Genomic DNA, 25,486 nt, shown 5'->3' on the forward strand with positions numbered 1-25,486 from the left:
TTCGATACACTGCGGTCCTCGTTTGTCGCCGCTGGAGATTTATTAATGCCTGAAGCCCGTCTCCGCCGAGTTTCCAGCCAGCGGTTCCTACCCGCATTCCGATTCCTCGCCGTCGCGCTGTGCGCCACGGCGTTTTTGCTGCCTGGCGCCCAGGCCGCGAAGAAAGAAAAGCCCGCCGCCACCAAGACCGCCGTCGCCAAGAAGGCGAAGGGTCCCGTGCCGGTCGAAGTCAAGCGCAGCGCGTCGTCCAAGACGGCACGCGCCGGCCGGGCCGAAAAGCCCGAGAAAGCCGAGAAGGTCGTTCGCGGTGGCCGCAACGTGGTGGCGACCCTGCACAAGAAGAACGGCAAGACCGTGGTGGCCGTGCAGCGCCGCTCGGTGGTGCGCGTCGAAACCCCGCCGCGCCAGTCCTTCGGCCAGATGGCCGGCCTGCATGGCACGGAAGACGTGCTCGACCTGAAGTCGAGCGTCGCCCTGGTCATCGACCAGGACACGCACGAAGTGCTGTTCAGCAAGAACGACCATGCGGTGCTGCCCATCGCGTCGCTCACCAAGCTCATGACCGGCCTGCTCATCAGCGAGGCGCATCTGCCCAATGAAGAGTTGATCACCATCACCCAGGACGACGTCGACACCGAAAAGCGCAGCAGCTCGCGCCTGACGGTCGGCACCACGCTGTCGCGCGGCGAACTGCTGCACCTGGCGCTGATGTCGAGCGAAAACCGCGCAGCGCACGCGCTGGGCCGCACCTACCCGGGTGGCCTGTCGACCTTCGTGAGCATCATGAACGCCAAGGCCAAGATGCTCGGCATGAAGGACACGCGCTACGTCGAGCCCACGGGCCTGTCGAGCCGCAACCAGTCGAGCGCGCAAGACCTGGCGCTGCTGGTCAATGCCGCGTATGCCGACGCCACGGTGCGCTCGCTGTCCACCTCGCCTGAATACCAGGTCGAAGTCGGCAACCGCATGCTGCAGTTCAACACCACCAACCGCCTCGTGAAGAGCCCGGATTGGGAAATCGGCGTGCAGAAGACCGGCTACATCTCCGAAGCCGGCCAGTGCCTCGTGCTGCAAGCCCGCGTGGCCGGCCGCAAGCTGATCATGGTGTTCCTGGATTCGGCAGGCAAGTTCAGCCGCATCGCCGATGCCGAACGCGTGCGCCGCTGGGTCGAGGCGACGCATGCCGCCGGTTCGCCGGCCGCGTCGCGCAACATCGCGGCTTATCAGGCCGGCTGATTCAGAGTCTCGGAGTCGACCGACCCGCAACGAAAAACAGGCCCTTCTCAGGGCCTGTTTGCTTTTCGGGGCAGGGCAAGAGCGTGAGCGCCAGCGACTCAGGCGCCCGTGGCAGATGCGCCGCCAGATGCCCCATTGCCCGGCGCAGGCGTTGCAGCCATGCCGTCCTTGAACCCCAGCGCCCCCGAGATTTCATTCGCCGTCGCCTGCAGCTTGGGCAGCCAGCCTTCGTCGAGACGGTCGGCCGGTGCCGAGATCGACAGGCCGGCCACCAGCTTGCCCTGGTCGTCGTAGATGCCGGCGGCCATGCAGCGCACGCCCAGTTCCAGCTCTTCGTTGTCGCGCGCGATGCCGTACTGGCGCGCCTTCGAGAGCTCGCGCTCGAGCGCGGGCAGTTGCGTGATGCTGTTGCGCGTATGGCCGGCCAGGCCGGTGCGCGTGGCGTAACTGCGCACCCGTTGCGGGTCGTCCGCCGCCAGGAACAGCTTGCCGGTCGAGGTGAGGTGCAGCGCGGCGCGCCCGCCGATGGCGCGAACCACCTGCATGCCCGAGCGTTCGCTGTACGAACGCTCGATGTACACGATCTCGTCGCCCTGGCGCATGCTCAGGTTGACGGGTTGCTGGGTGAGCTTGTGCAGCTCGCGCATGGGGCCCAGCGCGGCGTCGCGCACGTTGAGCCGCCCTTTCACCAGGTTGCCGAGCTCCAGCAGGCGCATGCCCAGCCGGTAGCTGCCGGCCTCGGGCCGGTCGACGAAGCGGCCGACCGCCAGGTCATTGAGGATGCGGTGGGTGGTGGACGGGTGGAGTCCGGTCTTTTCGCTGATCTCCTTCAGCGAAATCGCCTCTTCGCGGGATGCCAGCACGTCGATCAGCGCGAACATGCGCTCGATCACCTGGATCACGGGAACGGCGGGAATGTCTGATTGGTTTTTTCTCATGGCGCTCTGCGGTGAAGACCGGGCGCCATTTTACCTTGTGAAATCAGCTGATGCCTGCCAATGTCCATCCACCAGCACTTCGTGCGGGGAGAAGCGGGCCTTGTAGTTCATCTTCGGGCTGTGCTCGATCCAGTAGCCGAGGTAGACGTGCGGCAGGCCCAGCTTGCGCGCCTGCTCGATCTGCCAAAGCACGCTGTAGGTGCCGTACCCGTTGGACGTCGTCCCCGCGCTGGACACTTCGTGTTCTTGCTGCCCCCCCTGGGGGCCATTCGCTTGCCTGGCGCTGCCCGGCGCGGCGCGGGTGTCCGGCTCGTAGAAGGTATAGACCGCCGAGATGCCGTCGTTCAGCACGTCGAGGATCGACACCATCTTCAGCGCGCCCGCGCTGCCGTCGGGCAGCGTTTCGCGGAACTCGACCAGCCGCGAATTCACACGGCTTTGCAGCAGGAACTGCGTGTACTGGTCGATGCTGTCGTGGTCCATGCCGCCGCCCGCGTGGCGGCCGTTCTGGTAGCGCAGATAGAGCTGGTAGTGCTCGGGCATGAAGCACAGCTTGAGCACGCGCGCCTGCAGGTCGGCATGCTGCTTGAGTGCGCGCCGCTGGCTGCGGTTGGGGTGGAAGCTGTTGGCCAGCACCCGCAGCGGAATGCAGGCGCGGCAGCCGTCGCAGTAGGGCCGGTAGGTGAACATGCCGCTGCGCCGGAAGCCGCTGAGCACCAGGTCGGAATAGGCGTCGTTGTGGATCAGGTGGCTGGGCGTGGCCACCTGCGAGCGGGCCTGGCGATCCGGCAGGTAACTGCAAGGATAGGGCGCCGTCGCGTAGAACTGCAGGGTGTGAAGCGGAAGGTCCTTGAGGTGCGTCACGTCGTCACATCGGGAGAATGAGGTCGCGCGGAAAGGATTTCGGCCCAGTATACGGGCTCGAATCGCCACCGTGGGCCCTCCAGCTGTCGCGCGGCAGCCACGTGCGCGACGAAGCGTTTGCGCGCCATTTCGTGCGCGCCCAGGCTCGCGAGGTGGGCCGTGTTCTGCTGGCAATCGATCATCTGCACGCCGGAATGGCGGCACAGCGACACCAGCGCCGCCAGCGCGATCTTCGAGGCGTCGGGCCGGCGCGTGAACATCGACTCGCCGAACACCGCCCGGCCCAGCGCCACGCAGTAGAGGCCGCCCGCCAGCTCGCCGTCGATCCAGGTCTCGACGCTGTGCGCGAAGCCGGCGCGATGCAAATGCGTATAGGCCTTCACCATGTCCGGCACGATCCAGGTGCCCGACTGGCCCACGCGCGGCGAGCGCGAGCAGGCCTCGATGACGGCCTCGAAACCATGGTCGATGCGCACCTCGCACCCCGGCGTTTCCGCAAATCGGATCAAGGTCTTGCGCAGCGAGCGGTGCAGCTTGAAGTCGGCCACCCGCAGCACCATGCGCGGGTCCGGGCTCCACCACAGGATCGGCTGGTCCTCGCTGAACCACGGAAAGACGCAGTTGCTGTAGGCCTGCATCAAAGTATCGACATCGAGTGCACCGCCGGCGGCAAGAAGTCCGGGCACGGGGTCGGCCATGCCCCATGCGGATGCGGGGTCGGGAAGGGCGTCTCCGGGTTCGAGCCAAGGCAGTTGTCGCATGGATGCAGGTATACACGGCTTCCCGAGAAACTGAATCCGGTTGCGGGAAAATTGCGTATGTCCCGGGTCCGTCCAACCGACAGTCCGCGGGGCACTGCAACCGTTGGCACGACACACCCACAAGACCCGTCGAAGACCATATAGTGCACAGCTTGCGTTCGCAGTACCACAGCGGATCCGGCAGGCATGCATGCTTTGCGCGGGGACCAGCACAAGAGGACCACGTTGACCACTGAACCCAATCCCACCCGCTTTGGCAGCGGCCAGGCGGTGCGCCGCCTGGAGGACGAAAGCCTGCTGTCGGGCGCCGGACGCTACACCGACGACGTCACGCTCCCCCATCAGGCGCACCTCGTTTTCCTTCGTTCTTCCTACCCGCACGCGCGCATCGTGTCGATCGACACCAGCGCCGCCGCGGCCATGCCCGGCGTGCTGCGCGTGATCACCGGCGCCGAGATGGTCGAGGCCGGCGTGCAGCCCATGCCGGGCGCCGCGGGCTTCAAGCGCGCCGACGGCAGCGACAGCGCCAGCCCGCCGCGCCGCGCCATTGCGCACGAGCGCACGCGCTTCGTGGGCGAGGCGGTGGCCGCCGTGGTGGCCGACACCGTGCAGCAGGCGCGCGATGCGGCCGAGGCCATCGTGGTCGACTACGAAGACCTGCCGATGGTGGTCGACCTGGCCAGCGCCACGGCCGACGGCGCGCCGCAGCTGTGCGAGGAGGCCACCGGCAACATCGCCGCCGAGATGCGCCACGGCAGCAGCGACGCCGCCACCGCGGCCTTCGCCAAGGCCAGCCATGTGGTGGCGCTCGACGTGAACAACCAGCGCGTGGTCGCCCTGACGATCGAGCCGCGCTCCGTGCTCGCCGCGAACGACGCCGAAAGCGGCCGCCTCACGATCCGCATGAGCACGCAGATGCCCTCGGGCGTTCGTGATTCCGTCTGCGCGGCCATCGGCCTGGCCAAGGACAAGGTCCGCGTGGTGGTGGGCGACGTCGGCGGCGGCTTCGGCATGAAGACCGGCGCCTACCCCGAAGACATCGCGGTCGCCTTCGCCGCGCTGCAGGTCGACCGGCCCGTGAAGTGGGTGGCCGACCGCAGCGAAGAGTTTCTCTCCAGCGCGCATGGCCGCGACATCGAAGCCCGCGCCGAGATGGCACTCGACGCCAGCGGCAAGATCCTTGCGCTGCGCATCAAGACGCTCGCCAACGTCGGCGCCTACGCCACCGGCACCGGCGTCGCGATCCAGCTGCTGATCGGGCCCTGGGTGCAGACCAGCGTCTACGACATCCAGACCATCGACTTCCATTTCAAGGCGGTGCTCACCAACACCGCGCCCACCGGCGCCTATCGCGGCGCGGGGCGCCCCGAGGCCATCTTCACCATCGAGCGACTGATGGACGAGGCCGCGCGCCAGACCGGCATCGACCGCATCGTGCTGCGCCGGCGCAACTTCATCCGCCCCGACCAGATGCCGTACCAGAACCCGATGGCGCAGACCTACGACACCGGCAACTTCGAGTCGGTGATGGACCAGGCCCTGGCGCTGGCCGACTGGCAGGGCTTCGACGGCCGCGCGGCCGAGTCGGCGCGCAACGGCCGCCAGCGCGGCCTGGGCATTGCCACCTTTCTCGAATGGACCGGCGGCAACGTGTTCGAAGAGCGCGTCACGGTCTCGGTGCAGGCCGACGGCGTGATCGAGGTGTTCTCTGCCGTCAACGCCATGGGGCAGGGCATTGCCACCTCGCTGGCGCAACTGGCGGTCGATGCCTTCGGCGTGCCGATCGACAAGGTGCGCGTGGTGCTCGGCGACACCGACCGCGGCGACGGCTTCGGCAGCGCCGGTTCGCGCTCGCTGTTCACCGGCGGCTCGGCCGTGCGCGTCGGCGCGGAGCGCACCATCGACAAGGCCCGCGAACTCGCGGCGCAGGAGTTCGAAGCCGCGCTCGACGACATCACCTACAGCCGCGGCGTCTTCACCGTGGCCGGCACCGACCTCGAGCTCGACCTGTTCACGCTGGCGGGCAAGCAGCCCGACCGCGAGATCTTCGTCGACTCCACCAGCACCGTGGCCGGCCCCACCTGGCCCAACGGCTGCCACATCTGCGAGATCGAGATCGATCCGCCCACGGGCGAGATCAGCGTGGTGGCCTACAGCTCGGTGAACGACGTGGGCCGCGTGATCAACCCGATGATCGTGCGCGGCCAGCTCGAAGGCGGCGCGGTGCAGGGCATCGGGCAGGCGCTGTACGAGCAGGTGGTGTACGACAACGAAACCGGCCAGCCCGTCACCGGCAGCCTGATGGACTACGCCGCGCCGCGCGCCGACATCGTCGACACCATGTTCAACATGGAAATGGACGAATCGACGCCCTGCAAGAACAACCCGCTGGGCGTGAAGGGCGTGGGCGAGCTCGGCACCATCGGCGCCACGCCGGCCATCGTCAACGCGGTGGCCGACGCCTTCGCGCGCAACGGCCTCGCCACGCGCGCGCCGCGCCTGCACATGCCGCTGAGCCCGGCGCGCGTGTGGCAGGCCATGCAGACCGTCGACTGACGCCGCACCGGAAGGTGCCGCTCGAAGGGCGAAAGCCATGCTCGTCACCACCGAACTGCAGACCGACCCCATCCGCGTCGCCAGCTACCGCTGCGACGCGGGGCCCGACGCGCAGCCCTTCACCGAGCTGCACGAGGGCTACTCGGTGTCCTACGTGCGCAAGGGCAGCTTCGGCTACCGCACGCGCGGCCAGGCCTATGAACTCGTTGCAGGCTCGGTGCTCGTGGGCCACCCGGGCGACGAGTACATGTGCACGCACGACCACCATGTGTGCGGCGACGAATGCCTGGCCTTCCACCTGTCGCCCGGCTTCGTCGAGCTGATCGGCGGCGACCGCAAGACCTGGCGCACCGGCGGCCTGCCGCCCCTGGCCGAGCTTGTGGTCATCGGTGAACTCGCGCAGGCCGCGGCCGATGGGCAGGGCGATGCCGGGCTCGACGAACTGGGCATGTGGTTCGCGAGCCGTTTCGTCGAGGTCGTCTCCGGCGGCAAGAAGGCCGCCAGGCCATCGGATGCCGCGCCGCGCGACCGCCGCCGCGCGGTCGACGCCGCCATGTGGATCGACGCGCATTCGCAGCGCGACATCGGCCTGGAAGGCGCCGCCGCCGAGGCCGGGCTGAGCGCCTTTCATTTCCTGCGCTTGTTCTCGCAGGTGCTGGGCGTCACGCCGCACCAGTACCTCGTGCGCTCGCGCCTTCGGCATGCCGCGCGGCTGCTGGCCGACGACGCGGGCCGTCCCGTCACCGACGTGGCGCTCGACGTGGGCTTTGCCGACCTCAGCAACTTCGTGCGCACCTTCCACCGCGCCGCGGGCGTGTCGCCGGGCGGCTTTCGCAAGGCCGCGCGCGGCGACCGCAAGATTTTCCAAGACCGGATCGCCGCACTTTTAGATGATGACCGCCTGATCCACCCATCGAGCAGGAAGCCATCATGTACGACCACATCGGACTGAAAGTCAAAGACCTCTGCGCGAGCCGCCGCTTCTACGAAGCCGCGCTCGCACCGCTGGGCCACGTGCCGGGCTCCCACGACGACAGCTACGCCGGCATCGGGCCGGCCGACGCGCCCGCGCTGTGGCTCTACGCGGCGAAAGATGCAAAAGATGCGAACGGCCCGGGCACCCACGTCGCCTTTCGCGCACCGAACCACGAGGCCGTGGCCGCGTTCCACCAGGCGGGCCTGAAGGCCGGCGGCACCGACAACGGCGGCGCGGGCCCGCGGCCGGACTACAGCCCGACCTACTACGCCGCCTTCCTGATCGACCCCGACGGCAACAACGTCGAGGCGGTCTGCCTTTGATGCGCGCCACGCTTTGACACGAGGTTCACCATGGCCACGATCTACAAGGAATTCATCGTCGAAGCGGATGCGGCCCACGTGTGGGACGCGCTGCGCGACTTCAACGCGGTGCACACCCGGCTCGCGCCGGGCTTCCTGACCGCCTGCACCATCGACGCCGAAGGCGGGCGCGTTCTGACCTTCGCCAACGGGCTCGTCGCGCGCGAGATGCTGGTCGGCCTCGACGACGCGCATCGCCGCCTGGCCTACACCGTCACCGGCGGCAAGGCCGCGCACCACCACGCCACGGCGCAGGTGTTCGAAGAGGGCGCGGGCCGCTCGCGCTTCGTCTGGATCACCGACGTGCTGCCCGACGCCATGGCGGCCTACATCGAGCCGATGATGGCGCAGGGCGGCGTGGCGATGAAGGCCGCGCTCGAGGGGCGCGAGGGGCGAGCGGCCCCCGCGGCGGCACCGGCAGGCGCCGTCTAGCTGCCTAGCTGCCTGGAAGGCTAGAAGTCTTCCAGCGGCAACCCGACGTAGTTCTCCGCCAGCGAGGTGGAGGCTGCGTGCGAGTGCACCAGGTAGTCGAGCTCGGCTTCCTGGATCTTCTGGCCGAAGGCGCCCGTCTCGGGGAAGCGGTGCATCAGCGAGGTGAACCACCACGAGAAGCGCTCGGCCTTCCACACGCGGCGCAGGCACAGGTCGGAATAGCGGTCCAGCGCCGAGGCCGACTTTTCCGCGTAGAAGATCTCGAGTGCGCGCGACAGGTAACCCACGTCGGCCGTGGCCAGATTCAGCCCCTTGGCGCCGGTCGGCGGCACGATGTGCGCCGCGTCGCCGGCCAGGAACAGCGCGCCGAAGCGCATCGGCTCGGCCACGAAGCTGCGCAGCGGCGCAATGCTCTTCTCCAGCGACGGCCCGGTCACCAGCCGCTCGCGCGCCTCGGGGTCGAGCCGCGCGCGCAGCTCGTTCCAGAAGGCTTCGTCGCTCCAGTTTTCCACGCGCTCTTCGGTCGGCACCTGCACGTAGTAGCGGCTGCGCGTGGCGCTGCGCATGCTGCACAGCGCAAAGCCGCGCTCGGTGTTGGCGTAGATCAGCTCGTGCGACACCGGCGGCACGTCGGCCAGCACGCCGAGCCAACCGAAGGGGTAGACCTTCTCGTAGGTCTGGATCGCGTCGGCCGGCACGCTCGCGCGGCTCACGCCGTGGTAGCCGTCGCAGCCGGCGATGAAGTCGCATTCGAGCTCGTGCGTCTGGCCGTCCTTCTCGTAGCGCACGCGCGGCTTGGCCGAGTCGAAGTCGTGCAGGCTCACGTTGGCCGCGCTGTAGATGGTGGTGAGCCCTTCGGCCGTGCGCGCTTCCATCAGGTCGCGCGTCACCTCGGTCTGGCCGTACACCGTCACCTGCTTGCCGCCCGTCAGGCCGTGCATGTCGATGCGGTGGCGCGCGCCCTTGAACAGCAGCTCGATGCCCTCGTGCGGCAGGCCTTCGGCCTTGGCGCGGGCGTCGACGCCGGCACGCGCCAGCAGGTCCATCGTGACCTGTTCGAGCACGCCGGCGCGGATGCGCCCCAGCACGTAGTCGCCGCTCTGGCGTTCGACGATGACGTTGTCGATACCGGCCTTGTGCAGAAGCTGCCCGAGCAGAAGGCCGGCGGGGCCGCCGCCGATGATCGCGACCTGGGTGCGCATGTTCGTCATGTTCGTTGTCTCCGGGAGGGTTTTGCACAGCGTAGGGCGCACTCGGGCCCCTGTGGGGGCGGGACCGGAGGCTCTGTGCGATCATGCGAACGCGTGCGCGATCATCGCGCAACACTTCGTTTGATCGACCCGACCCCCGCCGAATGACCATCGCCAGAGCCGATTTCATCGAGGGCATCGCCAAGGGAATGGCGGTGCTCGAAAGCTTCGACACCGAGCGCCAGCGCCTGAACGCCACGCTGGCCGCCGAGCGTGCCGGCCTCACGCGGGCGGCCGCGCGGCGCCACCTGCTGACGCTGGCGCACCTGGGCTACCTGGAAACCGACGGCAGCTATTTCTGGATGGCGCCCAAGGTGCTGCGCTTCTCGGGCAGCTACCTGGCGTCGTCCCGGCTGCCGCGCGCGCTGCAGCCCACGCTGAACCGGCTGGCGGCGCAGACGGGCGAGTCGTACTCGGCCGTGGTGCTCGACGGCGAAGAGGTGGTCATCGTCGCGCGCAGCGGCAGCTACGGCACGCCCACGCGCGTGCTGGCCTACGGCCTGCACCTGGGCGCGCGGCTGCCGGCGCATGCCACCTCCACGGGCCGCGTGCTGCTGGCCGCGATGGCGCCCACCCAGTTCACGCAGTGGCTCAAGGGCCGGCACCTGGCCCGCCTCACGCCGCAGACGGTCACGCTGGCGCGCGGCCTGCGCCAGCAGGTTGCCCGCGCGCGCAAGGACGACTATTGTTTTGCCAGCGAGGAGCACGAGCTCGGCGTGCAGGCGCTGGCGGTGCCGCTGCGCGACATGCAGGGGCACACGGTGGCCGCGCTCAACGTGGTGCTGTCGGGCACGCGCTACCAGGAGGAGGCGCTGCAGCGCGACATGCTGCCGCTGCTGTTCGAAGCCGCGCGCGAAGTGCGTTCCCTGCTCTGACCCGCCCTGATCTGAACTTTCGCCGCACCGCACGCCTCGAATCCCCGAAACGGACACAACCATGCGACTCCTGCTTCTGGAAGACGACGTGATGATCGGCGAGGCCGTGCTCGACCTGCTGCGCGCCGAGCAATACGCCGTCGATTGGGTGAAAGACGGCGAGGCCGCCGAGTCGGCCCTGCGCACCCAGCAATACGACCTGGTCATGCTCGACCTGGGCGTGCCGCGGCGCGACGGCCTCGAGGTGCTGCGCAACCTGCGCGCGCGCAAGCAGCGCATGCCCGTGCTCATCGCCACCGCGCGCGACTCGGTGCAGCAGCGCATCGAAGGGCTGGACGCCGGCGCCGACGACTACGTGCTCAAGCCCTACGACCTCGACGAGCTGCTGGCGCGCATCCGCGCCTTGCTGCGCCGCGCGGCGGGGCGCGCGGAACCGGTGTACGAGCACATGGGCGTGAGCATCAACCCGGCCACGCGCGAGGTCACGGTGGCCGGCCAGCCGGTGGTGCTGTCGGCACGCGAGTGGGCCGTGCTGGAGCCGCTGCTGGCGCGGCCCGGCATGGTGCTGTCGCGCGCCCAGCTCGAGGAAAAGCTCTACAGCTGGAAGGACGAGATCAGCAGCAACGCGGTCGAGGTGTACGTGCACGGGCTGCGCAAGAAGCTCGGCGCCGAGCTCATCCGCAACGTGCGCGGCGTCGGCTACATGGTGCCCAAGGCATGAGGCGCAGGCTGACCGGGTCGCTGCGCGCGCGGCTGCTGTGGTTCCTGCTGGCGGCCATCGTGCTGGCGGCGGGCGCGCAGGCGCTGGTGGCCTACCGCACGGTGCTGGCCGAGGCCGACGACATCTTCGACTACCACATGCAGCAGATGGCGCTGTCGCTGCGCGCCGGCCTGCCGCCGAGCGCGGCGGTGGGCGGTATCGGAAGTGGCGAGCAGAACTTCGACTTCGTGGTGCAGGTGTGGACGGCCGAGGGCGTGCGCATCTTCGAGTCGGCGGAAGAGGCCGCGCTGCCGCAGCTCGCGGTGCTGGGCTTTGCCGACGTGCATGCGCGCGGCACCACCTACCGCGTGTTCTCGATGCAGACGCGCGGCCTGGTGATCCAGGTGGCCCAGGACATGGCGGCGCGCCGCCACATGGCCGGCACGCTGGCGCTGCGCACCATTGCGCCGGTGGCGCTGATGGCGCCGCTGCTGATGCTGGTCGTGTGGTGGGTGGTGAGCCGGTCGTTGGCGCCGGTGGCGCGCGTGCGCAAGCAGGTGGCCTCGCGCCAGGCCGACGACCTGTCGCCGGTCAGCGAAGAAGACCTGCCTGAAGAGGTGCGCCCGCTGGTGCAGGAACTCAATTTGCTGTTCGACCGCGTGCGCCATGCCTTCGACGCGCAGAAGCACTTCGTGGCCGACGCGGCGCACGAGCTGCGCTCGCCGCTGGCGGCATTGAAGCTGCAGGTGCAGGGCCTGCAGCGCGCCCCCGACGACGCATCGCGCGAGCTGGCCGTGAGCCGGCTCGTGGCGGGCATCGACCGCGCGACACGGCTGGTCGAGCAGATGTTGGCGCTGGCGCGCCACGAGGCCAGCATGGCGGCCGGTTCGAAGCCCGAGGCGGTCGACCTGTGCGAGGTGGCGCGGCTCGCGGTGTCCGACGCGGTGGCCGCGGCGCAGGCGCGCGGCATCGACATCGGCATCACGCATGCCGATGCCGCGGTGGTCAGCGGCCAGCCCGAGGCGCTGCGCATGCTGCTGCGCAATCTGCTGGAGAACGCGGTGAAGTACACGCCCGTCGAGGGCCGCGTCGACATCGGCATCGCGCAGCAGGGCGACGCGGTCGTGCTCAGCGTGGACGACAGCGGCCCCGGCCTGCCGCCCATGGAGCGCGAGCGCGTGCTCGACCGCTTCTACCGCTCCGGCGAGACGCAGGCGCCCGGCAGCGGCCTGGGCCTGGCCATCGTGAAGTCGATCGCCGACCTGCACGGCGCCACGGTGGCGCTCGACACGTCGCCGAGCCTGGGCGGGCTGCGCGTGCTGGTGCGCTTTGCGGTGCGCGCCTGAGTCCTTGAGCCTTTCAGCGATGGCGCGCCGTTTAAGCGGTGCTTAAGCCAGCGCAGCGACATTCCTTTCATCGTGTTTGCGTCCATATGCCTTGAAAGGAACCGACAAATGAACTCCCGTCTGACTTCGCCCCGCGCCCTGGTGATTGCCCTGGCGACCGCGGGTGTGATCGGTGCCGTCGGTGCCGGTGCGTACACCAGCGCCCGTGCCGTGGGCGCCCCGACCACCAACGCCACCGCCACCGCGCCGGCGGCCATGGTCACGCTGCCCGACTTCTCGACCATCACCTCGCGCGACGGCCCGGCCGTGGTCAACATCAGCGTGACCGGCACCATGAAGGCGTCGGACGACGAGGCCGCCGCCGAGGTCCAGGGCATCGACCCCGAAGACCCGATGTTCCAGTTCTTCCGCCGCTTCCAGGGCCAGATGAACCCGCGCGGCCAGCAGCAGCAGCAACGCGACGTGCCGGTGCGCGCGCAGGGCTCGGGCTTCATCGTCGATGCGAACGGCATCATCATCACCAACGCCCACGTCGTGAAGGACGCGAAGGAAGTCACCGTCAAGCTGACCGACCGCCGCGAGTTCCGCGCCAAGGTGCTGGGCGCCGACGCCAAGACCGACATCGCGGTGCTGAAGATCGACGCCAGGAACCTGCCCGTGCTCGCGCTGGGCAACACCAAGGACCTGAAGGTCGGCGAATGGGTGCTGGCCATCGGCTCGCCCTTCGGCTTCGAGAGCACCGTGACGGCCGGCGTGGTGAGCGCCAAGGGCCGCTCGCTGCCCGACGACAGCTACGTGCCCTTCATCCAGACCGACGTGGCGGTGAACCCCGGCAACTCCGGCGGCCCGCTGCTCAACACGCGCGGCGAGGTGGTGGGCATCAACTCGCAGATCTACAGCCGCAGCGGCGGCTACCAGGGCCTGTCGTTCGCGATCCCGATCGACGTGGCGATCCAGGTGAAGGACCAGATCGTCGCGACCGGCAAGGCCACGCACGGACGCCTTGGCGTGGCGGTGCAGGAGGTGAACCAGGCCTTTGCCGATTCGTTCAAGCTCGACAAGCCCGAAGGCGCGCTGGTCTCGAACATCGAGAAGGGCGGCCCCGGCGACAAGGCGGGCCTGAAGGCCGGCGACGTGATCCGCAAGGTCGACGGCCAGGCCATCGTGTCCTCGGGCGACCTGCCCGCGGTGATCGGCCAGCAGGCGCCGGGCAAGAACGTCACGCTCGAGGTGTGGCGCCAGGGCGAGCGCAAGGAGCTGCAGGCCAAGCTCGGCGACGCGAGCGACAAGCCGGCCAAGGTCGCGAAGGCCGATGCCGACGTGGGCCAGGGCAAGCTGGGCCTGGCATTGCGCCCGCTGCAGCCGCAGGAAAAGCGCGAAGCCTCGATCGACACCGGCCTGCTGATCGAGGATGCCGCCGGCCCCTCGGCGCAGGCGGGCGTGCAGGCGGGCGACGTGCTGCTGGCCATCAACGGCACGCCGGCGCAAAGCGTGGAGCAGGTGCGCGAGGTGGTCGCGAAGGCGGCCAACAAGTCGGTGGCGCTGCTGATCCAGCGCGGCGAAGACAAGATCTTCGTGCCGGTGCGCATCGGCTGATCCGCACACCGGCCGAGCGAACGCGGTGAGCGAGCGGACCGGCGCCGGCCTCTCGGCGCACATCCTGCCCACGTCGGCCACCATGATCGGCGTGTGCATGACCGTGATGTCGATCGGCCACCTCGGCCCGCGCGACGACATGCGATTGCTGATCGATCGCCTGCTGGCGGTCGACGCGCTGGTCTTCCTGGCCAGCGCGTTGCTGTCTTTCATCTCGATGCGGGCGCGCCGTTCGGGCGCGCGGCTCGAGAGCTGGGGCGAGATGGTCTTCATCGCCGGCCTCGGCCTGCTGGCGCTCGGCGCGGTCACGCTGGCGTTCGCGCTGCGCTGATCCGTTTTTCGCCCCGTTTTCGGTCCGCGTCAGGGCAGGGCGCACGGCCAGTCCAGCCGCACACGCGTTCCTCCAGCAGAATCGTTCGCCGTCTCGATGTGCAGCCGCGCGCCGATCGACTGCGCGCGCGAGCGCATGTTCGAGATGCCGTGCCCCGCGGGCCGCCCGTCGTCGGGCGCCGCGGGCAGGCCGCGCCCGTTGTCGGTGAGCACGATGCGCACCAGCGGCGGCGTGCTGCCGCCGTGCCAGCTGGCATGCATCACGATGCGCGTGGCGCGCGCGTGCTTCAGCACATTGGTGAAGGCTTCGAGCAGGATGCGTTGCAGCTGCAGCGCGGCCTGCGCGGCGAACGGCGCGAGCGCGGGCATCACCGCCACGTCCCACACCAGCTCGATGCCCGCGGCGTCCAGCCGCGGCTGCAGGCGGTAGCGCAGCGTGGCGAGCACGGTGGGCAGGTCGTCGTGCGTGGGCTGCAGCGAATCGACGGCCATGCGCATCTCGTCGAGCGCGAGCTTCACGTGCTCCTCGACCACGCCGCGGTCGGGCGCGGCCTGCGTCACCACGTTGAGCAGGCCCACCAGCTGCGAGCCCACGCCGTCGTGGATCTCCCGCATGATGCGCTGGCGCTCCAGCAGCACGGCCTGCGTCTGCTGCTGCTGGCGCATGGTCTCGAAGGCCGCGCGCAGCTGGTCTTCGCGCTCCGCCACGCGGGCCGCGAGGTTGGCATTGAGCGCGCTGTAGTCGTCCACCGTGCGGCTGTAGCGCTCGACCACCAGGCCCGCCAGGATCATCACGAAGAAGAACATCGCATGCGGCGTGAGCGTGTACTCGGCGCCGCCGAACAGGCCCATGCGCACCAGCAACAGGTCGTGCGCGCCGGCCAATATGGCCATGGTGCCCGCCGCCATCAGCACCGCCGCGATGCGCCGCTTCGCCACCAGCGCGCCGTGCACCACGTAGGGCAGGCAGACGATGCTGGTCAGCTGCAGGATGACCAGCCCGCCGGTCCACAGCAGCGGCTTCGCGAAGGCGAAGGAGGCGCAGGCCAGCGTGACCGACAGCGCCAGCGCGCCATGAATGGAGCGCACCAGCCACGGCGGATTGCGCTCGAGCACCAGCAGCACGAAGCGCGCGATGAGCCCGATGTGGCAGGCATAGCAGACCGCCACCACCGCGCCCCACAGCGGCCAGGGCACCGGCACGTCGGGCCACACGCGGTCGAGGTTGCGACCCACGCCCGACAGCGCGGCCAGCGCGAAGCAGCCGTACAGCGCATCGCGCTGGCGCAGCCAGAGCCCGCCGGCCAGCCCGCCCATGAGCAGCAGGCTCACCGCGTAGACGATGGCCGAGGTGTTGCGCCAGTTCTGCTGCGAGCGGTACTGCACCGCGAGCGACGCCTCGGTGCCGTACTGCACGCTGGCCAGGCCCGCGCCGCGCTGCCGCTGGATGGTGGTGCGCACGACCAATGACTGCGCCTGCCCCTCGCGGTGCAGCGCGGCCGCCACGGGCATCAGCAGGTTGCTCTTGGACGCGTCGTGGTCCGGGTTGCCCTGCACGCCGTAGCTGGCGACCAGCGCGCCGTTGAACGACACGGCCACCTGGTTGCCCACGCCCGACATCAGCAGGGCGGCGGGCTCGTCGGGCGGCACGGCCATTGCCGGCAGCGCGATGCGGTACGTGGCCCTGCCGCCGCGGCCCGGAAACTCGTGGTCCCAGCGGAACGGCAGTTGCACCCGGCGTTGCTGCGCGGGCAGGCCGTCGGGTTCGAGCGTGGCATCGGCCGATGCGATGTCGATGGCGCGTGCACTGCTGCTTGCGCCGCTGCTCGCACCGGTGCGTTCGGCGGCTTGCGCCGCGCTGCCTGCCATCAGCAGCGACAACCACAGGCACGCGCACAGCGCCGCGAACAGCAGACACCGCAGGCGCCGGGCGCCGCTGGCGTTCACCCTAGGGAAGCCAGCCGAGGTTGCGTGCTTCGAACACGGCTTCCGATTTGTTGTGCACATCCAGCTTGCCGTAGATATTGCGGATATGGGTTTGAACGGTGGACGCAGAGACTCCCATCTGCACCCCGACTTCCACATAGGTGAAACCACGAGAGACAAGGTCGAGCACCTCGAACTCGCGCGGCGAGAGCCGCTCGGGCGCCGCCGCGCTGCTGGGCTTGACGGCGGTGACGACCGCCGCCGCTGCCGTCGCCGCAGCAGGCTGTGCCGGCGCGGCGCCCGAATGCGCCTGCCAGCGGCGCAGCAGCTTGCGCGCGATCACCGGCGACATCGGCGAGCCGCCCGCGCGCAGGTGGCGGATGTGGGTGGCCAGGTCGGCCTCGGTGCCGTCCTTCAGCAGGTAGCCACTGGCGCCGGCTTCGAAGGCCTGGACCATGTTGGCCTCGTCGCCGAAGATCGACAGCACCATCACCGCGCAGGCCGGCTGCATGTTGCGGCACTGGCTGATCACCTGCAGGCCGGGGCGGTCGGGCAGGCCGAGGTCGACCAGCAGCACGTCGACCGGGTTGTCGGCCAGCCAGCCGAGGATGTCGGCGGCGTTCGAGGCGCTGTAGGCCAGGCTCAGCGAGGGGTCGGCGTCGACGACCCGCGCGATGCGCTCGCGCATGCCGGTGTCGTCTTCGACGAGGGCAACCTGTGTCTCCACGGTCATGTGCGCGCGGTTTCTGAAGGGCTGCATGCGGGCATGCAGGACATGAAGGCAGGGCGCATGGCGACGGGATTCCTCGGGCGGTTGCGGGGCGAGATGCAGGGAAAGACGCCTCGCAGGGTAGGGGGCGGTCCTTGCGCTGCCCATCCTATATACGGGGGAGGCGGCTTACGGCTTTCGGTGGCTCGACTTTGAACGGCGTGATGGCAGGGTCGGCGCCCGGCGTGTTGCCTTGCCGAGCCGGGCCGCGACCAGTGCGAGGTGATCTGCCAGCTCGTTCGGTGATTCGAGCTCGAAGTCGTACGGCAGGCAACCCAGCCAAACGGCCAGTGCATCGAGCGAATTGGCGCCGGTTGCGATGCGCGTCGCACCATTGCCGAGGGCCTCCGGCACGCCGCTCACCCAGCCGAGGTAAGCCTCCAGCGTCTCGGGCGTCGCGTGCACCACGACCTGCGCATGGTGCAGGTACGGCGAGACCTGCAGCGCATGTTCCATGTACGAGGCCACGTCGCCGTGCGGCAAGCGGCGCGGCGTGAAGCGTGCGCCCGTGGGCTCGGCGCCGTCGATGCGGTCGAGGCGGAAGGTGCGCCAGTCTTCGCGCGCCATGTCCCATGCGAGCAGGTACCAGCGCTGCCCGGTCTGCACCACGCGGTGCGGCTCGACCGTGCGCTCGGTGGTGGCGTCGTGGTGGTCGCGGTAGCCGAAACGCAGCACGAGCCGCTCGGTGCAGGCGTCGGCCAGAAAGGACACGGCCTTCAGCCGCACCGGCGACTTGCCGCGCATGACCGGCACCACCGACGCGCGCACGCTGTCGAGCCGGCGGCGCAGGCGCGGCGGCATCAGCTGCTCGAGCTTGGCCAGCGCGCGCATCGAAGCGGTCTCGATGTCGCCGGCGGCGTTGGCGGGGTTGCCCAGGCTGAGCGCGACGGCAATGGCCTCTTCGTCTTCCAGCAGCAACGGCGGCAGCGCCGTGCCCGCGCCCAGCCGGTAGCCGCCGGCCACGCCCGAGGTGGAGTCGACGGTGTAGCCGAGGCTGCGCAGCCGGTCGACGTCGCGGCGCAGCGTGCGTTCGGTGATCTCGAGGCGGGCGGCAAGCTCCGTGCCGCTCCAGAAGCGTTGCGCCTGGAACAGCGAGAGCAGCCGGATCAGGCGGGCGGTGGCGGACAGCATGGGCGCATCATGCCTGCCATCGAGGACAGAAACTGTCCGCAATGGGTCGTAGCCTTGGACGTCATTTCAACCACCGGACGAAGACCCATGACGACGAAGACATACAACGGCAGCTGCCACTGCGGCAAGGTTCGCTTTCAGGCCCTGATCGACCTTGCGCAGGGCACGGGCAAATGCAATTGCTCCATCTGCACCAAGGCGCGCGCATGGGGTGCCATCGTGAAGCCGGAGGCGTTCACGCTGCTGTCGGGGGAGGAAGACCTGTCGCTGTACCAGTTCAACACGCACAGCACCGAGCACCTGTTCTGCAGGCACTGCGGCATGCGGCCGTTCGGGCGCGGCAACGTGCCGCAGATCGGCGGGGCGTATGTCAGCGTGAACCTGAGCTGCCTGGACGACGTGACGACCGAGGAGCTGTCGACGGCGCCCGTCCGCTACATGGACGGGCGTCACGACAACTGGTTCGAGCCGCCGGCCGAGACGCGCTACCTCTGAGCGAAGCGGCGCCGACCGGCGATCGTGCGCACCGCTTACTTGCGGCGGCGGTTCGTGGAAGCGGCAGGTGCCGAGGTTTGCGACGGCGCAGCGCCGCCGTCCACGCCCAGGCGGCCACCGCCGCCGAGGCCCTGGCCGCGCACCGTCTGCGCCTTGTAGTTGCGCAGCGAGCGGACCATCTGGTTGAAGGCGTCCATGAAGGCGGCCGCAATCACCTTGCCTTGCGGCGTGCGCGTGTAGCCGCCGATGCCGCCCGCGCCGGAAAGGCCGCCCAGGCCGGCAAAGCCCGCGAAGTCGGTCTTGGAAGCGCTGCCTTCGGCGGCAGCCACCTGCACGCCCGAGCGGTTGTCGATGAGGGTCAGCAGGGCGCTGGCTTCCTTGGTCTGCATGCTGGCGCCGAGCTGTGCGATGGCACGGCCGCGGCCGCCACCCACCAGGCCGCCCAGCGCGCCACCGAGGCCGCCGGCGTCGCTGTTGCTGAACACGATCTCGGGCGACAGGCCGTAGTCGGAGGCCACCATCTGGCCGCGGCCGAAGTTGCTGCCGCCGCGCATTTCGCCCGACTGCATCAGCGCGCGTTCGCGCGTCATGGCGTTCATGCCGGCCGCGCCGCGCTCGACCACCACGAAGCAGTTCGATTGCTGCACCAGCAGGCGCAGCAGGTTGGCCGTGGGCGGCAGCTTGTATTCGCCGGTGAGCACCGTGTACCAGCCTGCGCTCTGGTTCTCGATCAGCGAGACCGTGCCCAGCGGCGATTCGCAGCGCTCGAGCTGGCTGCTTTCGCCGGAGGTGGCGCCGCCTGCGGCGCTGCCGGTGGCCACGGTCTTGGCCGACTGGCTGCCCATCTGCATGTCCATGGTCTGGCAGCCCGAAAGGGCCAGAAGGCCGGCGAGTGCGCTTGCGAGAGAAAGTTTGGAAAAAGCCATGTCCTGATCTGTCAAGTGAGAAGAATGCGGCGCCCGTGGCGGGACGTCACTTGTCAAAACCGAAGATGGAATTGCCATGGCCTGTACGACCTCCCGATTCGACGCGCCGCCGGCGACCGCGCGACGATACGACCCGAGAAATCGGCACACCAGTGCCGAAAGTCATGTGCCTGTGCGCACGGCCCGGTCGCTCGCCTTGCACCGCATGGGGAAGCAGCGCGACCGGAGTCCGAAATCGGGGACGTGTGGGTGGGGGCAACCCGGGTCCTCGATTGCTCCGGCCGCAACGTCGAACAGGCGTGCTGTTCGAGGGGACGACGCATGGAGCGGGGGCATTATTACTCAGGAAACTTTTTTTAACATTGGCGTAACGGCGGCGGGCGCCCGGCGCTGTTTCTCGAGGGAAACGCGAGGCTGCTGCGGCGTCGCCACGGTTACATGTCGGCCTTCGACGAGGCCGCGGCGTGTGCCTTCAGGTTGCGTAGTCGCCGCTGGCCTCCGGCTGGTAGAGCACCGCCAGCACGCGCGCCGCGCCCTCGGTGCCATTGGGCATGTCCCAGCGCGCGAGCGTGCCCGTCTTCACGCCCAGCAGGCCGATGCCCACCGGCGACAGCACCGAGACGAAGCCCGCGCCCGGCTGCGAGTCGCCGGGGTAGCACAAGGTGATCTTCTGGCGCTGCTGCGTGGACGGGTCCTCGACCTCCACCTGCGAGTTCATCGTGACGATGTCCGCGGGCATGTCGCGCGAGGGCAGCACGTCGGCCAGGTCGAGCAGCTCGGCGAGCGCGGGAGGTTGCTGGCCCGTCAGTTTGCCGAGACGGACGAAGTCGAGTTCGGTGAGCGTGCGCTCCCCGTGAATGGTTGCAAGCATGAAGCACTCCAGTTGAATGCGTCGCCGTTCTGAATGAAGGAACGAACGGCGTCGCTGCCGCGCGGCGGGTGCCCGGCGGTCAATGGTTCGCGCATCAAGAAGAAGGGTAGCGGACCGCCGGGCTCAGGAAAGTGCGGAGGTGCGTCGCAAGACCGCCGCGGTCGCCGCAACGGCTGCACCCGCGCGACGGCCAGCCGCTGCCTTGGGCAGGGCTGCGCATGCGGCAGGGTGTTTGCGGGAGGTGGACCACGGGGACATTCGCGCGAGTTTAGGTGTGTGAGCCGAGGGCATCAAGCAAAGGCCTCATGTGCCTTGCCGATAAGCGGCATGCGGCCACGCACAATCAAAGACATGCGGACCTTTCTTCTCTATGTTGCGACGGCGCTCGCGGAAATCGTCGGCTGCTATCTGCCTTATCTGTGGCTCAAGCAGGAGCGCTCGGCATGGCTGCTGTTGCCGGCTGCGATCAGCCTCGCGGTGTTCGCGTGGTTGCTGACATTGCACGAGACGGCGGCGGGGCGGGTGTACGCGGCGTATGGCGGCGTGTACATCGGCGTGGCGATCGCGTGGCTCTGGGCGGTCGACGGCATCAAGCCCACGGCGTGGGACCTGGCCGGCGTGGCCGTGTGCTTCGTCGGCATGGGGCTCATCGCGTTCCAGCCGCGATAGGGCGCTTCGCGCAAGCTGCGCCGCAAAAGGAAATGCCTCGCTACCTTGTGAGTAGCGAGGCATTCAGGAACCACCGGAGTGGTTTGTTTTGGCTCCTCGACCTGGGCTCGAACCAGGGACCTACGGATTAACAGTCCGGCGCTCTACCAACTGAGCTATCGAGGAACAAGCCTTAAATTATATGCAATTGATTTGCCGATTTTGGATCGACGCTTCATTTTTTTGAACGGTGTGCAACACCGTCGATGCCGCTGCACAAATGAAAATGCCCCGCTACCTTGTGAGTAGCGGAGCATCCAGTGGCCTTGCGGCTTTTTGTGGCTCCTCGACCTGGGCTCGAACCAGGGACCTACGGATTAACAGTCCGGCGCTCTACCAACTGAGCTATCGAGGAACAAGCCTTAGATTATAGCGTGCTTTTTTGCTCGTTCTCAAGCGCGCACAGATTTCGAAGACACAACCGTGATCAGAGCGCCACGGTCAGCCCGAGCCGCAACGTGCGCGGCGCGCCGGGGAACAGATAGACATGGCTGAACTGGTAAGGCGACTCCTTCCAGTAGCGGCGATCGAACAGGTTGTCGACCGCGAGCGTCCAAGTCGTGGTCACGCCGCGCATCCTGGTGTCGTAGCGCAGCACCGCATCCACGCGCGTCCACGAGGGCAAGGTGACCGAGCCGTCGGGCAGCACGTTGCGCCGGCCTTCGTACGACAGCTGTCCCGCCACCTCGAGTCCCGGCACTGCCGGCACGCGGTACGCGGCCTGCGCGCGCAGCACCTGCTTGGGCACGTTGGTGGGCGACTGGCCGTTGAGCGCCGGGTTCGCCGTGCTGTCGCGGCGCTTCGCGTCGATCAGCGTCACGCTGCCGCCCAGGCGCCATGGCCCCTGGTTCCATTGCGCGCCGCCCTCCAGGCCGCGATGCACCGCGCGGCCGTCGTTACGCACGTCGCAGAACCCGCTGCACTGGTCGATGTTGGTGACCGGCCGCGAGATGTCGAAGTACGCCACCTGCCAGTTGAAGCCGTCGTTGCCGCCCTTGACGCCCAGCTCCCACTGGCGCGAACGCAGCGCGGGCAGCGCCTGCCCGGCATTGCCGTACGTCGCGCGGTTCGGCACGACCTGCGACTCCACACCCTGGCCCCAGCTCGCATACCCCAGCAGCCCCGGCTGGAGGGCATAGCTGGCCGCCAGCCATGGCGTGGTCACGCCTTGCTTGTAGCCCGTCGGTTCCGAGCCGTCGTTGCCGATGCTGCGGCGATCGAGCCGCGTGTGGCGCACGCCCACCCAGGTGCTGAAGCGCTCGGTCCAGCGGATCGCGTCCTGCACCGACAGCTCGGTCGAGCGCTCGTCGCGGTTGGTCTGCGGCGTGGTCGCATCGGGGCTCGGCGGCACGATGGCCGTGCCCCAGATGTTGCCGATGCCCGCGAAGTTGTAGGCCTGGTTGTCGAAGCGGTTGCGCACACGGCTTTGCAGCAACCCGAAGCCCAGCTCGTGCTTCACGCTGCCCGTCATCACGTTGCCCTTGAGATTGAGGCTGCCCGCGGTCTGCGTGCGGCGCTCGTTCTCGCTGCGGAAGTCGTAGACGTCGAAGGTGCCGTCGGAGCAGTAGCGGTCGTAGTTGCCCTCGGCACTGCAGCCGAAGGCATAGGCCAGCCGGTCGTCGCTCTTCAGGCGCTGCTGGCCGATCTGCGCGGACCAGCGCCAGTCGGCGTTCAGCGCCTGGCTGAAGCGCACGGTGCCCGTCAGCGCATTGAACACCGACGGCTGCGACCACGGCTGGTTGTTGAGGTTGATGCGCGGGTCCACCGGCCGGGGCAGCACGCTGCCCAGCAGGCTGTAGCCGTTCTGGCTGGGCTGCGTCTTGCGGCTTTGCTCGATCTCGAATTCCAGCACCGAATCGCGCGTGATGCGCCAGTCGGCCGCCAGCGAGAACAGGTTGCGGTTGCCGTCGAGGTTGTGCGTGAGCGGCTTCAGGTTCTCGCTCGCCACGTTGAGCCGGTAGCCGAACTCGCGGTTCTCGCCGAAGCGCCCGCCAAGGTCGAGCGCGCCGAGCACGCTGCCGCGGCTCGTGGTCTCGATGCGCACGGTGCGCAGGTCCTGCTCGGTCGGCCGCTTCACGACGTAGTTGACCAGTCCGCCCGGCGCACTGGTGCCGGCCTGGATGCCGCTGGTGCCGCGCAGGATCTCCACGCGCTCCTTGTTGTCCAGCGGGATCGAGGTCTCGGCGCTGATCGGCAGGCCTTCGCGGCGGTAGTTGAAGCGGTTGTCTAGCACGAAGCCGCGCACCGTCAGGTAGTCCCAGTAGCCGGCCGAGTTGTAGGCGTCGGTGACCGAGGCGTCGAACTGCGTGAGGTCGGCCAACCGGCGCGCGCCGCTCGCGCGCAGTTGCTGGCTGTCGACGATCGTGGCGGAAAGCGGCAGCTCGCGCAGCGGCACGTCGCCGAAGCCGCTCACGTCGGCCTGCGGCGCGGCGACCGCGTCGGTGACGGTGACTTCACGCAGCGCGGCCGACTGGGCTGGCTGGGCCGGTTGTGCCTGTTGCGCCTGTTGCGCCTGTTGGGCTGGTTGCGCCTGCGCGCCCCACGCGGCAGCAAGCAGCGCCGCGGCAATGGCACACGACAAAGGGGAAAGGGGCGAGAGAGTGTGTTGCTTCATTCTGTTCAAAGGCTGGCCGCAGCGGCCTGCATGGCCGCCATCCATTGCGCGGCCGTGAGTTCGGGGTCTTCGGCGGCGACCAGTGCGCGCACCACGGCGACCGAGCCGACGCCGGTGGCCAGCACCTCGGGCAGCCGCACGGTGTCGATGCCGCCGATGCCCACCTGCGGGTAGCCGCGCAGCAGCCGTGCATAGGCGCCAAGCCGGGCCACGCCCTGCGGTGCGGTCGCCATCTTCTTGAGCGTGGTCGGGTAGACCGCGCCCATCGCGATGTAGCTCGGGCTCACCCTGTCGGCGCGCACCATCTCCGCATAGCCGTGCGTGCTCACGCCCAGGCGCAGGCCGGAGGCGCGCAACCGCGCGAGCGATTCGGGCGAGAGCGCGTCCAGGTCTTCCTGGCCGAGGTGGATGCCGTAAGCCCCCGCCGCAATGGCGACCTGCCAGTGGTCGTTGATGAACAGCAGGGCGCCGGTGCCTTGCACCGTGTCGACGGCCGCCTGCACTTCGCGCTCGACGGCCGCGGCGTCTTCGGACTTGAAGCGCAACTGCACCGTCGGCACGCCGGCGCGCGCCATGCGGCCGACCCATTGCGCGTCGGGCAGCACGGCATAGAGGCCGAGCCGCTCGGGGCAGGGCGGAAACGCATCGCCGCGCGCGGTTGGCGGAAACGCCCGCATGCCGAAATCTTCGGGTGCATCGGGCCACAGCGCGGCGTCGAAGCTGCTCAGCCGCTGCGTCTGCGCGCGCCACGCGAGCGCCAGGCATTCGGCATCGATCTCGATGAAGCCGAGCGCGGAGCAGGCCCGCTTGGCGCCGCGGTACACGGGGTCGTCCGACGAGAAATTCGGCGCGCTCACGGGCGCTGAAGCAATGGCGCCAAAGCGCAACCCGTGCGCCGCGACGATGGCTTGCGCAACGGCGCCTGCTTCGAGTGCGGTGCTCATGGCGCGTGGTGCCAGAAGGGCGTGCCGAGCACGGGCGTGCTGGGGTGCGCGGCGTCTTGCGCGGCCATGGCGCCGGCGCGGTGCGCGGTGCGGCCGGCCTGCACGGCGTCGGCAAAGGCGCCGGCCATGGCGACGGGGTCTTGCGCGAGCGCCACGGCGGTGTTGAGCAGCACGCCGTCGTAGCCCCACTCCATCACCTGGCAGGCATGCGAGGGCAGGCCCAGCCCCGCATCGACCAGCATCGGCACCTTGAGCCGATCGCGCAGCACCTGCAGCGCATACGGGTTGACCGGGCCGCGGCCGGTGCCGATGGGCGCGGCCCATGGCATCACCGCCTGGCAGCCGACGTCGACCAGCCGCTGGCACAGCACGAGGTCTTCGGTGCAGTAGGGCAGCACCTTGAAGCCGTCGCGGATCAGCTGCGTTGCCGCATCGACCAGGTTCAGCGTGTCGGGCTGCAGCGTGTAGTCGTCGCCGATCAGCTCGAGCTTGATCCACGGCGTGTCGAACAGCTCGCGCGCCATCTGCGCGGTGGCGATCACTTCCTGCACGCTGTGGCAGCCGGCGGTGTTGGGCAGCACCGGCACGGCCAGCTTGCGCAGCAGCTCCCAGAAGCCATTGCCGAGGTCGCTGTTGCCCGAGCCCTGGCTGGCGGTCTGGCGGCGCAGCGAGGCGGTGAGCATGGCGGGCCTGGCGCGTTTCACCGCGGCCTCGAGCAGGTCGGGCGAGGGGTAGCGCGCGGTGCCGAGCAGCAGGCGGCTCTGGAAGGTCTCGCCGTAGAGAACCAGCGGGTCGGCTGCGGTGGGTGCGGCGGCTGCGGTGGCTGCGGTGGCTGCAGTGGCTGCAGTGGGTGTGGCGGTCATGTTGTCTGTCTCCATCA

24 protein-coding genes and 2 tRNA genes are annotated in these 25,486 nt (G+C 69.0%); 12 read left to right on the forward strand and 14 right to left on the reverse strand.

Features of this window, described 5'->3' with window-relative positions:
• The first annotated feature begins 45 nt into the window (after positions 1–45).
• Positions 46–1,236, forward strand: coding sequence for a serine hydrolase (locus BM004_RS10925; protein ID WP_093122635.1), 1,191 nt, complete (start codon positions 46–48; stop codon positions 1,234–1,236).
• Between the two features lie 98 nt (positions 1,237–1,334).
• Here the strand turns inward: BM004_RS10925 and BM004_RS10930 are convergent, their stop codons facing one another.
• Genes BM004_RS10930 through aat form a run of 3 tightly spaced genes read right to left on the reverse strand, consistent with a single transcriptional unit; the run spans position 1,335 to position 3,799 of the window.
• Positions 1,335–2,174, reverse strand: coding sequence for an IclR family transcriptional regulator (locus BM004_RS10930; RefSeq protein ID WP_093213198.1), 840 nt, complete (start codon positions 2,172–2,174; stop codon positions 1,335–1,337).
• A 30-nt stretch (positions 2,175–2,204) separates the two neighbouring features.
• On the reverse strand, positions 2,205–3,038 hold the full coding sequence (locus BM004_RS10935; RefSeq protein ID WP_093213200.1) for an arginyltransferase: 834 nt from the start codon (positions 3,036–3,038) through the stop codon (positions 2,205–2,207).
• The gene (aat, locus tag BM004_RS10940; RefSeq protein ID WP_093213202.1) at positions 3,035–3,799 is read right to left on the reverse strand and encodes a leucyl/phenylalanyl-tRNA--protein transferase; all 765 of its coding nucleotides are present in this window, start codon (positions 3,797–3,799) and stop codon (positions 3,035–3,037) included. The genes BM004_RS10935 and aat overlap by 4 nt, the downstream gene beginning before the upstream one ends.
• A gap of 225 nt (positions 3,800–4,024) precedes the next feature.
• Between aat and BM004_RS10945 the strand changes: the two genes are divergently transcribed.
• From BM004_RS10945 to BM004_RS10960, 4 genes are read left to right on the forward strand one after another with little or no spacing between them, the layout of a single operon-like run.
• Complete coding sequence (locus tag BM004_RS10945; protein ID WP_093213204.1) at positions 4,025–6,355, forward strand: xanthine dehydrogenase family protein molybdopterin-binding subunit; 2,331 nt, start codon at positions 4,025–4,027, stop codon at positions 6,353–6,355.
• Positions 6,356–6,392: 37 nt separating this feature from the next.
• Positions 6,393–7,307: a helix-turn-helix domain-containing protein gene (locus BM004_RS10950; RefSeq protein WP_093213206.1), complete on the forward strand. Its 915-nt coding sequence runs from the start codon at positions 6,393–6,395 to the stop codon at positions 7,305–7,307.
• Positions 7,286–7,654 (forward strand): VOC family protein, encoded by a 369-nt coding sequence (locus BM004_RS10955; RefSeq protein WP_093122620.1) that lies wholly within the window; start codon positions 7,286–7,288, stop codon positions 7,652–7,654. Before BM004_RS10950 ends, BM004_RS10955 begins: the two co-directional genes overlap by 22 nt.
• Before the next feature lie 30 nt (positions 7,655–7,684).
• A complete protein-coding gene (locus tag BM004_RS10960; RefSeq protein WP_093213208.1) occupies positions 7,685–8,125 on the forward strand; it encodes an SRPBCC family protein in 441 nt (146 codons plus the stop codon).
• Between the two features lie 20 nt (positions 8,126–8,145).
• Here the strand turns inward: BM004_RS10960 and pobA are convergent, their stop codons facing one another.
• The gene (pobA, locus tag BM004_RS10965; protein ID WP_093123347.1) at positions 8,146–9,327 is read right to left on the reverse strand and encodes a 4-hydroxybenzoate 3-monooxygenase; all 1,182 of its coding nucleotides are present in this window, start codon (positions 9,325–9,327) and stop codon (positions 8,146–8,148) included.
• Positions 9,328–9,479: 152 nt separating this feature from the next.
• On the opposite strand from pobA, the gene BM004_RS10970 reads away from it, so the two are divergent.
• From BM004_RS10970 to BM004_RS10990, 5 genes are all read left to right on the forward strand, one after another.
• Positions 9,480–10,250, forward strand: coding sequence for an IclR family transcriptional regulator domain-containing protein (locus BM004_RS10970; protein ID WP_093122614.1), 771 nt, complete (start codon positions 9,480–9,482; stop codon positions 10,248–10,250).
• A 61-nt stretch (positions 10,251–10,311) separates the two neighbouring features.
• Positions 10,312–10,971: a response regulator gene (locus BM004_RS10975; RefSeq protein WP_093122612.1), complete on the forward strand. Its 660-nt coding sequence runs from the start codon at positions 10,312–10,314 to the stop codon at positions 10,969–10,971.
• Positions 10,968–12,296 carry an ATP-binding protein gene (locus BM004_RS10980; RefSeq protein WP_093213210.1) on the forward strand — a complete coding sequence of 443 codons (1,329 nt, stop codon included), beginning with the start codon at positions 10,968–10,970 and terminating at the stop codon, positions 12,294–12,296. Before BM004_RS10975 ends, BM004_RS10980 begins: the two co-directional genes overlap by 4 nt.
• Before the next feature lie 108 nt (positions 12,297–12,404).
• On the forward strand, positions 12,405–13,892 hold the full coding sequence (locus BM004_RS10985) for a DegQ family serine endoprotease (protein ID WP_093213212.1): 1,488 nt from the start codon (positions 12,405–12,407) through the stop codon (positions 13,890–13,892).
• Positions 13,893–13,917: 25 nt separating this feature from the next.
• On the forward strand, positions 13,918–14,223 hold the full coding sequence (locus tag BM004_RS10990; RefSeq protein ID WP_256219856.1) for a hypothetical protein: 306 nt from the start codon (positions 13,918–13,920) through the stop codon (positions 14,221–14,223).
• A 29-nt stretch (positions 14,224–14,252) separates the two neighbouring features.
• On the opposite strand, the gene BM004_RS10995 is transcribed toward BM004_RS10990, so the two are convergent.
• From BM004_RS10995 to BM004_RS11005, 3 genes are all read right to left on the reverse strand, one after another.
• Positions 14,253–16,169: a sensor histidine kinase gene (locus BM004_RS10995; RefSeq protein ID WP_256219857.1), complete on the reverse strand. Its 1,917-nt coding sequence runs from the start codon at positions 16,167–16,169 to the stop codon at positions 14,253–14,255.
• A gap of 1 nt (position 16,170) precedes the next feature.
• Positions 16,171–16,881 (reverse strand): response regulator transcription factor, encoded by a 711-nt coding sequence (locus BM004_RS11000; protein WP_093214053.1) that lies wholly within the window; start codon positions 16,879–16,881, stop codon positions 16,171–16,173.
• 165 nt (positions 16,882–17,046) lie between these two features.
• Entirely contained in the window at positions 17,047–18,048 is a 1,002-nt protein-coding gene (locus BM004_RS11005; RefSeq protein WP_093213216.1) for a helix-turn-helix transcriptional regulator, read from the reverse strand.
• 87 nt (positions 18,049–18,135) lie between these two features.
• Between BM004_RS11005 and BM004_RS11010 the strand changes: the two genes are divergently transcribed.
• Positions 18,136–18,543 carry a GFA family protein gene (locus BM004_RS11010; RefSeq protein ID WP_093213218.1) on the forward strand — a complete coding sequence of 136 codons (408 nt, stop codon included), beginning with the start codon at positions 18,136–18,138 and terminating at the stop codon, positions 18,541–18,543.
• A gap of 35 nt (positions 18,544–18,578) precedes the next feature.
• Here the strand turns inward: BM004_RS11010 and BM004_RS11015 are convergent, their stop codons facing one another.
• Together BM004_RS11015 and BM004_RS11020 are read right to left on the reverse strand one after the other, a co-directional pair.
• On the reverse strand, positions 18,579–19,469 hold the full coding sequence (locus tag BM004_RS11015) for a CsgG/HfaB family protein (protein ID WP_093122594.1): 891 nt from the start codon (positions 19,467–19,469) through the stop codon (positions 18,579–18,581).
• Positions 19,470–19,941: 472 nt separating this feature from the next.
• Complete coding sequence (locus tag BM004_RS11020; RefSeq protein WP_093213220.1) at positions 19,942–20,340, reverse strand: GreA/GreB family elongation factor; 399 nt, start codon at positions 20,338–20,340, stop codon at positions 19,942–19,944.
• A 351-nt stretch (positions 20,341–20,691) separates the two neighbouring features.
• On the opposite strand from BM004_RS11020, the gene BM004_RS11025 reads away from it, so the two are divergent.
• Complete coding sequence (locus tag BM004_RS11025) at positions 20,692–21,009, forward strand: YnfA family protein (RefSeq protein WP_093213222.1); 318 nt, start codon at positions 20,692–20,694, stop codon at positions 21,007–21,009.
• Positions 21,010–21,098: 89 nt separating this feature from the next.
• Here the strand turns inward: BM004_RS11025 and BM004_RS11030 are convergent.
• The 5 genes from BM004_RS11030 to BM004_RS11050 all read right to left on the reverse strand — a co-directional run bounded on the left by BM004_RS11030 (position 21,099) and on the right by BM004_RS11050 (position 25,469).
• A tRNA-Asn gene (locus tag BM004_RS11030) sits at positions 21,099–21,174 on the reverse strand.
• Between the two features lie 153 nt (positions 21,175–21,327).
• Positions 21,328–21,403 (reverse strand) — tRNA-Asn (locus BM004_RS11035).
• 72 nt (positions 21,404–21,475) lie between these two features.
• Positions 21,476–23,662, reverse strand: a complete 2,187-nt coding sequence (locus BM004_RS11040; protein ID WP_093213224.1) for a TonB-dependent siderophore receptor — start codon at positions 23,660–23,662, stop codon at positions 21,476–21,478.
• A 5-nt stretch (positions 23,663–23,667) separates the two neighbouring features.
• Positions 23,668–24,606: a thiamine phosphate synthase gene (locus BM004_RS11045; RefSeq protein WP_093213226.1), complete on the reverse strand. Its 939-nt coding sequence runs from the start codon at positions 24,604–24,606 to the stop codon at positions 23,668–23,670.
• Positions 24,603–25,469, reverse strand: a complete 867-nt coding sequence (locus BM004_RS11050) for a thiazole synthase (protein ID WP_256219858.1) — start codon at positions 25,467–25,469, stop codon at positions 24,603–24,605. The genes BM004_RS11045 and BM004_RS11050 overlap by 4 nt, the downstream gene beginning before the upstream one ends.
• Positions 25,470–25,486 lie beyond the last annotated feature (17 nt).

This window comes from Variovorax sp. OK212 (assembly GCF_900112425.1).
Lineage (GTDB): Bacteria > Pseudomonadota > Gammaproteobacteria > Burkholderiales > Burkholderiaceae_C > Variovorax.